Below are 12,468 nucleotides of genomic sequence, written 5' to 3' on the forward strand. Positions count from 1 at the left end.
AAGCGTCTGTATCGCGGCTTTGCTGCAATTGTCCAATAGGAACCCGCATGTCCACCAAACACGCCACTCAGGACCGTTGGCTGGACCTCAACGATCTGCTGCGCCAACTGGTCACCCAGGGCTTCATCAGCCAGGATTCAGCCGAAACCGCGCTGAATGCCCGCCGACGCCACAGCGCCAATAGCCAGCTACATCCGCTGGAGTTCATTGCCAACCAGCACCTGGACGACCTCAGTCGCCCCGGCAAGCGCCTGGACCTGGAGAACCTGACCCTGTGGTTGTCCCAGCAGGCCGGCCAACCCTACATGCGCATCGACCCGCTGAAAATCAACGTGGCGGCCGTGACGCCCTTGATGTCCTATGCCTTTGCCCAACGCCACAAGATCCTCGCGGTGGCGGTCGATCGTGACGCCGTCACCGTCGCCAGCGCACAACCCTATGTCAGCAGTTGGGAAGCCGACCTGACCCACGTGCTGAAGCTGCCGATCAAGCGGGTGGTGGCCAACCCGGTGGACATCCAGCGCCTGAGCGTGGAGTTCTATCGGTTGGCCAAATCGGTCAGCGGCGCTACCACGGTCGATCAGCAACCGAGCAACCTGAGCAATTTCGAACAGTTGCTCAACCTGGGCGCCAGCGACCAGGAGCCGGATGCCAACGACGCCCACATCGTCAATATCGTCGACTGGCTGTTCCAGTACGCCTTCCAGCAGCGCGCCAGCGATATCCACATCGAACCGCGACGCGAGCAGGGCACCGTGCGGTTTCGCATCGACGGGGTGCTGCACACCGTCTATCAGTTCCCGCCGCAGGTCACGATGGCGATCGTCAGCCGCCTCAAGAGCCTGGGGCGGATGAACGTCGCGGAAAAACGCAAACCCCAGGACGGCCGGGTCAAGACCAAGACCCCGGACGGCGGCGAAGTGGAATTGCGCCTGTCGACCTTGCCTACGGCGTTCGGCGAAAAAATGGTCATGCGGATCTTCGACCCGGAAGTGCTGCTCAAGGATTTCGACCAGCTCGGTTTCTCCGCCGACGACCTGCGCCGCTGGCAGGACATGACCCGCCAACCCAACGGCATCATCCTGGTGACCGGGCCTACCGGTTCCGGCAAGACCACCACCCTCTATACCACCCTCAAGAAACTGGCGACGCCGGAAGTGAACCTCTGCACCATCGAGGACCCGATTGAAATGGTCGAGGCGTCCTTCAACCAGATGCAGGTCCAGCACAACATCGACCTGACCTTCGCCGCCGGGGTGCGGGCACTGATGCGACAAGACCCGGACATCATCATGATCGGTGAGATTCGCGACCTGGAAACCGCTGAAATGGCGATCCAGGCAGCGCTCACCGGGCACCTTGTCCTGTCGACGCTGCATACCAACGACGCGCCGAGCGCCATCAGTCGCCTGCTGGAGCTGGGGGTGCCCCACTACCTGATCAAGGCCACCGTGCTCGGGGTCATGGCCCAGCGACTGGTGCGCACCCTGTGCCCGCAATGCAAGGCGCCGCTGACCCTGGACGAAGACGACTGGCAGACCCTGACCCGGCCCTGGCAGGCACCGTTGCCGAGCAATGCCCAACAGGCCGTCGGCTGCCTGGAATGTCGCGACACCGGTTACCGCGGCCGCGCTGGCGTCTACGAAATCATGCAACTGACCGACAGCGTCAAGGCCTTGATCCATCCCGACACCGACCTCCTGGCGGTACGCCGCCAGGCCTTCAAGGAAGGCATGCGCAGCCTGCGGCTGTCGGGGGCGCAAAAGGTCGCGGCAGGCTTGACCACTGTCGAGGAGGTTTTGCGGGTTACGCCACAAAGCGAGCAGAAGTAGGAACCATCCGGCTCAGGGACAGAAAGATCCCACAAACAAACCGGAACGGACCGTAGCGAAGATAATGGCCGCTTGCCCTACACTCAGGGCTCGCAGGTCCATCTCAATTCGCACAGGGAACCGTCATGCAGATCGGTAGCGTACTTCTACTTTTCATCGGCCTCGTAGTCGCCATCCTATTCATGGGGTTCAAGGTCGTACCCCAAGGCTACCAATGGACCGTCGAGCGGTTCGGCCGATACACCAATACGCTCAAGCCTGGCCTGAACATCATCATCCCGGTGATGGATCGCATCGGGCGCAAGATCAATGTCATGGAAAGCGTGCTGGACATCCCGCCCCAGGAAGTCATCACCGCCGACAACGCCACGGTACAGATCGACGCCGTGTGCTTCTTCCAGGTGGTGAATACGGCCCAGGCGGCCTATGAGGTCAACAACCTCGAACACGCCATCCGCAACCTGCTGCAAACCAATATCCGCACCGTGCTGGGGTCCATGGAGCTGGACGCGATGCTGAGCCAGCGCGACGGCATCAACGAAAAACTGCTGCGCACCGTCGATGAAGCCACGGCGCCGTGGGGCATCAAGATCACCCGGATCGAGATCAAGGACATCAGCCCACCGGCCGACTTGATGGCCGCCATGTCGGGGCAAATGAAAGCCGAACGTATCAAGCGCGCCCAGATCCTCGAAGCCGAGGGCTTGCGAGCGTCGGCGATTCTCACCGCTGAAGGCAAGAAGCAGGCACAGATCCTCGAGGCCGAGGGCAGCCGCCAGGCGGCGTTCCTGGAGTCCGAGGCCCGCGAGCGCCAGGCGCAAGCCGAAGCGCTGGCCACCCAGGTGGTGTCCCAGGCCATTGCCGACGGTAACGTCCAGGCCGTGAACTACTTCGTCGCGCAGAAATACATCGATGCGCTGGGCAAACTGGCGTCGGCCAATAACAGCAAGGTGATCCTGATGCCGCTGGAGGCCAGCCAGGTCATCGGTGCGGTCGGTGGCATCGGTGAGATCGTCAAGGCTACCTTCGACAGCAAGAAAGCCTGAGGCGCGCGCGTATGTGGGAGTTCCTGCAACACATGTCGTACTGGGACTGGCTGGCGCTGGGCGTCATCCTGCTGATCCTTGAAGTGTTCGGCGCCGGTGGCTACTTGCTGTGGATCGGCATGGCCGCCGCGGCAGTCGGCGTGCTCACGTTCATCCTGCCGCAGATGCCGTGGGAATTGCAGTTCCTGTTGTTCGGCCTGTTCGCCATCGCCACGGCACTGTACTGGTGGCAACGCCAGCGCAGCGCTGTGCGCCAAAGCGACCAGCCGCACCTGAACCTGCGCGGACAGGAACTGATCGGCAAGGTCTTCCTGGTCCATGAAGCGATCGTCGATGGCCGCGGCAAGATCAAGGTGGCCGACAGCTTCTGGCTGGCCAAGGGGCCCGAGTCGCCCGTTGGTACGCGGGTCAAGGTGGTGGGGCAGGAAGGCGCGGTGCTGCAGGTGGAGCAGGCTGACTGACGAGTCATGGAACTGAATCGAGACGCAGGTAATCCAACGTCATAGTTAACCCAGTGGAGTCACCTATCATGCGTCTCAAACTTGCTGTCGCTACCCTAGCCTTGCTGTCTCTTCCTGTTGGCTCGGCAATGGCCGACACGTTTTGGCGTAACGTCATCTCATCCGGTGCGACCACCGGTTCCACCTACCTGACCTTCAAGGATCACAAACTGATCGTCGCCGCCCAGGACGATGCCGGCAGCTTCGTCGCCAGTGATGGCGGTATCCGTGGCCCTTACCTGGAAGCGGCGATGCAGAAAGTGCGTGCCGACAACCCAGGCCTGCAAGCCACCGACATGGAACTGGCCAACGCGATCCTGGCGAAAAACGCCGTCGCCCAGGACTGATGCCCGGCCAATAAAAAATGCCGCTCGATGGGAGCGGCATTTTTTTGCCCGTGAATATCCCAAGGCTGTCCCAACCCCCTGTGGGAGCGAGCTTGCTCGCGATAGCTGCGTGTCAGTCAACAACAAGGCTACTGATCCGCCGCTATCGCGAGCAAGCTCGCTCCCACAGGTACAGTCGGGTTATTCGCCGATAGCGGCCTTGTAGCCCGCCGCATCGAGCAGCTTGTCCAATTCGGCCTTGTCGCTTGGCTTGAGCTTGAAGATCCAGGCGCCGTACGGATCGGAATTCAGCAGCTCCGGCGAACCGCCCAAGTCTTCATTGATCGCGATCACTTCGCCAGAAATCGGGGAGTAGATGTCGGAAGCGGCCTTGACCGACTCAACCACACCGGCCTGGTCACCCGCGCCAAAGACCTTACCGACTTCAGTCAGCTCGACAAACACCACATCGCCCAAGGCTTCCTGCGCATGATCGCTGATGCCCACGGTGACGCTACCGTCAGCTTCCAGGCGGGCCCACTCATGGCTTTCGGCAAAACGCAGTTCGGCAGGGATATCACTCATATTCTGTGTCCTCAAGAGAAGTGTCAGCGGCCGGCGGCCCGCCGCAAAAGGTTAGATCAGGGTTTTGCCATGGCGGACGAAGGTCGGTTTGACCACCCGTACCGGGTACCACTTACCACGAATTTCTACCTCGGCCCGGTCGGCGGTTGCCATCGGAACACGTGCCAGGGCGATCGACTTGCTAAGCGTAGGAGAAAAACTACCACTGGTGATCTCCCCTTCGCCAACATTGGCGATGCGAACCACCTGATGGGCGCGCAAGACACCCCGCTCTTCCAACACCAGCCCGACCAGTTTGTGCTGCACACCGCTGGCAAGCTCGGCCTCCAGCGCACTGCGTCCGATGAACTGACGGCTCGCCGGTTCCCAGGCGATACTCCAGGCCATGTTCGAGGCCAGTGGTGAAACATCCTGGTGGATATCCTGGCCGTAGAGGTTCATGCCGGCCTCCAGGCGCAAGGTATCGCGGGCGCCGAGGCCGATGGGCGAAATGCCGGCACCGACCAGGTCGTTGAAGAAACTCGGGGCTTCCTGGGCGGGCAGGACGATTTCCAGGCCATCTTCGCCGGTGTAGCCGGTCCGGGCGATGAACCATTCGCCGTCGGCGCGCCCTTCGAAGGGCTTGAGTTGCTGGATGATTTGTCCACGCGATTGTGCGACCAGTTCGGCGATCTTCTGCCGGGCGTGGGGGCCCTGGATCGCCAGCATCGCCAGTTCGGGGCGCTCGTGCAGTTGCACGTCGCAATCACCGAGCTGTGCCTGCATCCAGGCCAGGTCCTGATCGCGGGTCGAGGCGTTGAAGACCAGTCGATAGCCATCCTCGACACGGTAGATGATCATGTCGTCGACAATGCCGCCGCGCTCATTGAGCATCGCGCTGTACAAGGCACTGCCTGTGTCCTGCAAACGATCGACGTCATTGGCCAGCAAACGCTGCAGCCAGACCTTGGCCTGGGGGCCGGCGACATCGATCACGGTCATGTGGGATACATCGAACACACCGCAGTCGCGACGCACCTGATGGTGCTCTTCGACTTGCGAACCGTAGTGCAAAGGCATATCCCAACCGCCAAAATCGACCATCTTCGCGCCAAGAGCGAGATGAAGGTCATACAGAGGCGTACGCTGTCCCATGGGTTTCTCCTTCCGGGCTTGGCGAAGGTGCGGACGGGCACTGCATAGCTCGAACGTCCGGAAAAAGGAGTTTTCTGACATTCTCAGTTGCCCGGTCCGACAGACGGACCGCACCGAATGCCGCGCATTGTAGCCGCATGAGGTAGGACTAGCACCTAGGGGGGCTCTCAATAATTGAGAACATTCCCTAGCTGTTTCGATGGGCCGAACGTCGTATCAATCCGATGACCGGCAACAGCCCGACCAGTACCAACGTCAGCGCCGGCAGCGCGGCCCGGGCCCACTCCCCTTCGCTGGTCATCTCGAAGACCCGCACCGCCAGCGTGTCCCAGCCGAACGGGCGCATCAACAGGGTCGCGGGCATTTCCTTGAGCACGTCGACAAACACCAGCAACGCCGCGCTCAAGGTGCCGGGCAACAACAACGGCAGATACACTTTGAAAAACAGTCGTGGACCACTGACCCCAAGGCTGCGGGCCGCCTCGGGCAAGGACGGACGGATGCGCGCCAGACTGCTTTCCAACGGACCGTAGGCCACGGCCAGGAAACGCACCAGATACGCCAGCAACAGCGCTGACAGGCTGCCCAGCAAAAACGGTTTGCCTGCACCGCCGAGCCAGGTCGACAGCGGGATGACCAGCTCACGGTCCAGATAGCTGAACGCAAGCATGATCGACACCGCCAGTACCGAACCGGGCAAGGCATACCCCAGGTTGGCCAGGCCGACGCCGGCACGAATCGGGCGGGTCGGCGCCAGACGGCGGGCGAACGCCAGCAGCAAGGCCACGCAAACGGTGACCAGCGCCGCCAGGCCGCCCAGGTAGAGCGTGTGGACGATCAGCCCGGCATAACGCTCGTCCAGGTCGAAACGGCCGCGTTGCCAGAACCACACCACCAATTGCAGCACCGGGATGACAAACGCGCAGGCAAACACCAGGAAACACCAACCACTGGCCGCCACGGCCTTGAAGCCGCGCAGCGTGTACAACGCCTTGACCCGGGGCCGCTCGTTGCTGGCTCGGTGGGCACCGCGGGCTCGGCGCTCGCCGTAGAGCACCAGCATCACCGCCAGCAACAGCAGGCTGGCCAGTTGGGCAGCGCTGGAGAGGCTGAAGAAGCCGTACCAGGTCTTATAGATGGCGGTGGTGAAGGTGTCGAAGTTGAACACTGACACCGCGCCGAAATCCGCCAGGGTTTCCATCAGCGCCAGCGCCACGCCCGCGCCGATGGCCGGCCGGGCCATCGGCAGCGCCACGCGCCAGAACGCCTGCCACGGCGACTGCCCCAGCACCCGGGCAGCTTCCATCAAACCTTTACCCTGGGCCAGGAAGGCACTGCGCGCCAGCAGATACACGTAAGGGTAGAAGACCAGGACCAGCACCAGGATCACCCCGCCGGTGGAGCGCACCCGGGGCAGGCGCAGGCCGCTGCCGAACCACTCTCGCATCAGGGTCTGCACGGGGCCGGCAAAATCCAGCAGGCCAACGAAGACAAACGCCAACACATAGGCCGGAATCGCAAACGGCAGCATCAACGCCCAGTCGAGCCAGCGACGTCCCGGGAACTCACAGAGGCTGGTGAGCCAGGCGAGACTGACGCCCAGCAGCGTCACACCGATCCCCACGCCAACGATCAACGTGAAGGTATTGCCCAACAAGCGTGGCATTTGCGTGTCCCACAAGTGGGACCAGATCTGCTGATCGATGCTCTGCCAGGACAGCAGCAAGACGCTCAGGGGCAACAGGACCAGCGCGGCGATGGCGAAGACCAGGGGGTACCAGCGGCGTTGGGCGGGGTGGGCCAAGGAATACTCTCGTAAAACAAACAGTCACGTGGCGAGGGAGCTTGCTCCCGCTGGGCTCTGTAGGAGCTGGCGAAGCCTGCGATCTTTAATCTTTCGCTTGGGATTCAAGTGTCTGGGGAAAGATCGCAGCCTCGTTGCACTCGACAGCTCCTACACAGCTCGTACGACCCAGCGGGAGCAAGCTCCCTCGCCACAGATCTCAGTTCCAGCCAGCGCGATCCATCATGCGAATGGCTTCGGCCTGGCGTTTACCCGCGACTTCCACCGGCAGGGTATCGGCCTTGAACGTGCCCCAGGCCGCCACTTCCTTGGACGGCTCGACCTTCGGGTTGGCCGGGAATTCCTGGTTCACGTCGGCAAAGATGCTCTGCGCTTCTGGCGTGGTCATCCACTCCACCAGTTCCTTCGCGGCTTGCGGATGCGGTGCATGCTGGGTCAAGCCAATGCCCGAGAGGTTGATGTGCACGCCGCGATCAGCCTGGTTCGGCCAGAACAGCTTCACCTTCAGGTCCGGCTTCTGCTGGTGCAGGCGACCATAGTAGTAGGTGTTGACGATGCCGACGTCGCACTGCCCGGCGTTGATCGCTTCAAGCAACGCGGTGTCGTCGGAGAACACGTCGGTGGACAGGTTCCTGACCCAGCCCTTGAGGATTTCCTCGGTTTTTTCCGCGCCGTGGGTTTCGATCAACGTGGCGGTCAAGGACTGGTTGTAGACCTTTTTCGAGGTCCTCAGGCACAGGCGGCCTTCCCACTCTTTGCCAGCCAGCGCCTCATAGGTGGTCAATTCGCTCGGTTTGACCCGATCGGTGGAGTAGACAATGGTCCGCGCCCGCAGGCTCAAGCCGGTCCAGGCGTGGGAGGACGCGCGGTATTGAGACGGGATGTTGGCGTCGATCACCGGGGAGGTGAACGGTTGGAGAATGCCCATCTGCTCGGCCTGCCAGAGGTTGCCGGCATCGACGGTGAGCAGCAGGTCGGCGGTGGCGTTCTCGCCTTCGGCCTTGATCCGCTGCATCAACGGCGCTTCCTTGTCAGTGATGAACTTCACCGACACGCCGGTCTTCTTGGTATAGGCATCGAAGACCGGCTTGATCAGTTCATCGATACGCGAGGAGTAGACCACCACCTCATCGGCGGCCTGGGCGGCAGTGGAGCCGATCAGGGTCAGGGCGAGGGCGGACAGCAGGCGCTTGGTTGCCAACATGGTAGCGGTCTCTGGATTGTGAACGAAGCGCAAATGATAAGGACTCACATTTGCCATCACAATCGAACAGTAGGCGGACACATTTCCAAATGTTGCAGCAGTGGGGTCGAGGTGGTTGTTCCGGCCTCATCGCGAGCAAGCTCGCTCCCACAGTTGATCAGGTGACGCCTGTGGGAGCGAGCTTGCTCGCGATGAGGCCATTAGCCCCAAGCCACCTCTCAGGCCTTGGCCAGATCCGGCAGATCCCCAATCAACCCCAGCGCCTCGCGCACGAACAACGCCTTGGCTTCAGGCAGGCGGTCCACCAGTTTCAGCCCCGTGTTGCGCAACCAACGCACCGGCAGCGGATCGGCCTGGAACAACCGCTCGAACCCCTCCATCGCCGCCATCAGCGCCAGGTTGTGAGGCATGCGGCGCCGCTCGTAGCGGCTCAACACCTTCACGTCCGCCAACCGCTCGCCACGCCCTGCCGCTTGCAGCAGCACTTCGGCCAGCACGGCGGCATCGAGGAAGCCCAGGTTCACCCCCTGTCCGGCCAGCGGATGGATGGTATGGGCCGCGTCGCCGATCAGCGCCAGCCCTTCGGCCACGTAGCGCTTGGCGTGGCGCTGGCGCAGCGGCACGCACAGGCGCGGGTCGGCGCTCAGTACCGTGCCGAGCTGGCCTTCGAAGGCGCGCTCCAGCTCGTTACGGAACTCAATGTCATCGAGCGCCATCAAGCGCTGCGCTTCATCGGGCGTGGTAGACCAGACGATCGAGCACCAATCGTGTTGGCCGTCACGCTCAAGGGGCAGGAACGCCAGTGGACCGTTATCAGTGAAGCGCTGCCAGGCCGTCATTCGATGCGGCCGGGCGCTGCGCACGCTGGTGACGATGGCATGATGCAAATAATCCCATTCGCGCGTCGCCACACCGGTCAGGCGGCGCACAGCGGAGTTCGCACCGTCGGCGGCAATCACCAGGGGCGCGCGCAGGGTGCGGCCATCGGCCAGGGTCAGCAGCCAGTCGTCGCCGGAACGGCGCATCTGTTCCAGCCGGGCATTGGCCAGCAGGCCCAGGTCGCAGTCATGCAGCCGATCCAGCAGGGCATCCTGCACCACGCGATTCTCGACGATGTGCCCAAGCGTCTCGGCATGCAGGCTGGCAGCGGAAAAATGGATCTGCCCGGTGCCGCTGCCGTCCCAGACGTGCATGTCGGTATAGGGGCTGGCGCGCCGGGCGGTGATGCCGTCCCATACGCCCAGGCGATCGAGGATTCGCTGGCTGGCCGTCGACAAGGCACTGACCCGGGGCTCGAACGCGGCCTGGGGATCGAAGGGCTTGACGCTCATCGGGCTACCGTCGAGCAACAGCACTTGCAGGCCACTGCCCTGCAACGCCAGCGCCAGGGCGCTGCCGACCATACCGGCGCCGACAATCAGCAGATCTGCACGCAATTCCATGCTCTAAGCCTGTTTTGCTGGCGGCATTGGCCGCCCATGAAAAGAAATGACCAGCCCAGCCTCACGCATCGGGACGGGTCCCCAGCCCCATGGCCTGGCGGGCGAACCAGCGCTTGGCTGGCGGCAGCAGGTCGAGGCCCAGCAGGCCGAGGTTACGACCCAGGGACACCAGCGGCAGGTTGCTGCCAAACAGCCGCGTGACCTGGTCGGAGAAGCCCACGGTCAGGGCCTGGTCCATGCGCTGGCTCTCGCGATAGGCCTGCAACACGGCAAAATCCCCCGGTTCGCAGTCACTGTCGAGCAAGGCATCGGCCAGGGCCTGGGCATCGCGCAAGGACAGGTTGAACCCCTGTCCGGCAATCGGGTGCAAGCTGTGGGCGGCATTGCCGAGGATCGCCAGGTGCGGACGGACCTGTTCTTCGGCCTCCACCAACGCCAGCGGGTACAGGTGTCGCACGCCCACCTGCTTCAGCGTCCCCAGGCGATAACCGAACACGCCCTGCAATTCGCTGAGGAAGCTGCGCTCGTCGAGGGCCGCCAGCCGTTGCGCATCCATGCCCTGGCGGGTCCAGACCAGCGCGCAACGGTTCTCCGGCAGCGGCAACAAGGCCATCGGGCCGTCATCGGTGAAGCGTTCGAAGGCCATGCCATTGTGAGCTTCGCTGGGGGTGATGTTGGCGATCAAGGCGCTCTGGTCATAAGGGCGACTGCGCACGCCGACGCCCAACTGCTCACGCAGGCTGGAGCGACCACCATCGGCCAGTACGGCAAGATCACACTCCAGGGTGGTTTCATCATCGAGGGTCAGGCGATAACCGCCGACCAGTGGCTCCATGCGGGTCACCTGCGCCGGGCAGCGCCAACTGACCACCTCCGGGTCCAGGCCTTGCCACAGGCACTGGCCGAGCCAGGCGTTTTCCACCACATAGCCCAGCGCGGGTACACCTTCTTCCATGGCTGACAGCCGCGCCGTGGAAAACCGCCCCCGGTCGGACACATGGATCTGTTTGATCGGCTCGGCGCGGCGCGAGATTTCCTGCCAGACACCCAAGCGTTGATAGATCTGCCGGGCACCGTAGGACAAAGCCGAGGACCGGGCATCGTAGCTTGGCTGCCAGGCGTCGCCGGGGGCGAAGGGTTCGATCAGCATGATCTTCCAGCCCCGCGCCTTGGCACCCGCTTGCAGGGCCAACGCCAGGCTCGCGCCGACCAGGCCGCCGCCAATGATCGCCAGATTGACCCGGCTCATGCCGCTTGCGTCCGGGCAGCGGCCATCAGGGCCTCGATGTCGGCGACCGTCTTCGGCACGCCTCGGCTCAGAATTTCACAACCGGTCTTGGTCACTACCACGTCATCCTCGATGCGCACGCCAATGCCGCGCCATTTTTTCGCGACGCTGCGGTTGTTCGGGCTGATGTAGATGCCCGGCTCCACTGTCAGCGTCATGCCGATTTCCAGGACCCGCCACTCGCCGCCCACTCGATATTCGCCCACGTCATGCACGTCCATGCCCAGCCAGTGGCCGGCGCGGTGCATGTAGAACGCCCGATAGGCCTCGCTGGCGATCAACTCGTCCACCTCACCTTCCAGCAGCCCCAGGCGCACCAACCCTTCGGTAATGACCCGGACCGTCGCTTCGTGGGCCTGGTTCCAGTGTTTGTCTGGCGCGATCTGGGCGAACGCGGCTTCCTGGGCGGCCAGCACCACTTCGTAGATCGCCTTCTGTTCGGGCGAGAACTTGCCGCTGACCGGCCAGGTACGGGTGATATCGCTGGCGTAGCAGTCGATTTCACAACCGGCGTCGATCAACACCAGGTCGCCATCCTTGAGCAGCGCGTCGTTCTGCTGGTAGTGCAGGACGCAGCTGTTGCGCCCCGCCGCGACGATCGAGCCATAAGCCGGCATCTTCGCCCCGCCCTTGCGGAACTCATAATCCAGCTCGGCTTCCAGGCTGAACTCATGCAATCCCGGGCGCGCCGCCTGCATCGCCCGGATGTGCGCCTGGGCGGAAATCCGCGCGGCTTCGCGCATGACCTTCACTTCCGCCGCCGATTTATACAGGCGCATGTCGTGCAGCAAGTGATCCAGGGCAACGAATTCGTTCGGCGGTTGCGCGCCGAGATGGGCCTTGGAGCGAATCACGTTGATCCACTCCATCAAGTGCCGGTCGAATTCCGGGTTGCTGCCCATGGCCGAATAGACCCGGTCGCGGCCTTCGATCAGGCCCGGCAGGATGTCGTCGATGTCGGTGATGGGAAATGCGTCATCGGCGCCGTAGTCACGAATCGCCCCTTCCTGGCCGGCGCGCAGGCCGTCCCACAACTCACGCTCGGCGTTGCGCTCGCGACAAAAGAGGATGTATTCGCCATGGGCGCGGCCGGGCATCAGCACCAGCACCGCTTGCGGCTCGGGAAAGCCGCTGAGGTACTGGAAATCACTGTCCTGGCGGTAGACATGCTCGACGTCGCGGTTGCGGATCGCAACGGCGGCGGCGGGCAGGATTGCGATGCTGTTGGGTTCCATCTGCGCCATCAGGGCCTTGCGGCGACGGCTGTATTCCGATTTCGGGATATGAATCATGGGCAGACGGGGTTC

11 protein-coding genes are annotated in these 12,468 nt (G+C 63.0%); 4 read left to right on the plus strand and 7 right to left on the minus strand.

Annotated elements, in window-relative coordinates; genetic code table 11:
- Positions 1-47: 47 nt before the first annotated feature.
- The 4 genes from tfpB to AD659_RS26615 all read left to right on the plus strand — a co-directional run bounded on the left by tfpB (position 48) and on the right by AD659_RS26615 (position 3,725).
- Positions 48-1,832, plus strand: coding sequence for a type IV pilus assembly ATPase TfpB (tfpB, locus tag AD659_RS26600; protein WP_053126399.1), 1,785 nt, complete (start codon positions 48-50; stop codon positions 1,830-1,832).
- A 125-nt stretch (positions 1,833-1,957) separates the two neighbouring features.
- Positions 1,958-2,878, plus strand: coding sequence for an SPFH domain-containing protein (locus AD659_RS26605; protein WP_003206668.1), 921 nt, complete (start codon positions 1,958-1,960; stop codon positions 2,876-2,878).
- 11 nt (positions 2,879-2,889) lie between these two features.
- Complete coding sequence (locus AD659_RS26610) at positions 2,890-3,339, plus strand: NfeD family protein (RefSeq protein ID WP_053126401.1); 450 nt, start codon at positions 2,890-2,892, stop codon at positions 3,337-3,339.
- Positions 3,340-3,404: 65 nt separating this feature from the next.
- Complete coding sequence (locus AD659_RS26615) at positions 3,405-3,725, plus strand: DUF2388 domain-containing protein (RefSeq protein WP_170846005.1); 321 nt, start codon at positions 3,405-3,407, stop codon at positions 3,723-3,725.
- A gap of 180 nt (positions 3,726-3,905) precedes the next feature.
- Here the strand turns inward: AD659_RS26615 and gcvH are convergent, their stop codons facing one another.
- The 7 genes from gcvH to pepP form a co-directional block, all read right to left on the minus strand.
- Positions 3,906-4,289, minus strand: coding sequence for a glycine cleavage system protein GcvH (gene gcvH, locus AD659_RS26620; RefSeq protein WP_053126402.1), 384 nt, complete (start codon positions 4,287-4,289; stop codon positions 3,906-3,908).
- Positions 4,290-4,340: 51 nt separating this feature from the next.
- The gene (gene gcvT / locus AD659_RS26625; RefSeq protein ID WP_053126404.1) at positions 4,341-5,423 is read right to left on the minus strand and encodes a glycine cleavage system aminomethyltransferase GcvT; all 1,083 of its coding nucleotides are present in this window, start codon (positions 5,421-5,423) and stop codon (positions 4,341-4,343) included.
- A 187-nt stretch (positions 5,424-5,610) separates the two neighbouring features.
- Positions 5,611-7,227 carry an ABC transporter permease gene (locus AD659_RS26630; RefSeq protein ID WP_053126406.1) on the minus strand — a complete coding sequence of 539 codons (1,617 nt, stop codon included), beginning with the start codon at positions 7,225-7,227 and terminating at the stop codon, positions 5,611-5,613.
- Positions 7,228-7,426: 199 nt separating this feature from the next.
- Positions 7,427-8,431, minus strand: coding sequence for an extracellular solute-binding protein (locus AD659_RS26635; protein WP_053126407.1), 1,005 nt, complete (start codon positions 8,429-8,431; stop codon positions 7,427-7,429).
- A gap of 218 nt (positions 8,432-8,649) precedes the next feature.
- Positions 8,650-9,867: a 2-octaprenyl-3-methyl-6-methoxy-1,4-benzoquinol hydroxylase gene (locus tag AD659_RS26640; protein WP_172681769.1), complete on the minus strand. Its 1,218-nt coding sequence runs from the start codon at positions 9,865-9,867 to the stop codon at positions 8,650-8,652.
- 67 nt (positions 9,868-9,934) lie between these two features.
- Positions 9,935-11,122 (minus strand): 2-octaprenyl-6-methoxyphenyl hydroxylase, encoded by a 1,188-nt coding sequence (gene ubiH, locus AD659_RS26645; RefSeq protein ID WP_053126411.1) that lies wholly within the window; start codon positions 11,120-11,122, stop codon positions 9,935-9,937.
- Positions 11,119-12,453, minus strand: coding sequence for a Xaa-Pro aminopeptidase (gene pepP / locus AD659_RS26650; RefSeq protein ID WP_053126413.1), 1,335 nt, complete (start codon positions 12,451-12,453; stop codon positions 11,119-11,121). Before pepP ends, ubiH begins: the two co-directional genes overlap by 4 nt.
- Positions 12,454-12,468 lie beyond the last annotated feature (15 nt).

The organism is Pseudomonas thivervalensis (genome assembly GCF_001269655.1).
Lineage (GTDB): Bacteria > Pseudomonadota > Gammaproteobacteria > Pseudomonadales > Pseudomonadaceae > Aquipseudomonas > Aquipseudomonas thivervalensis.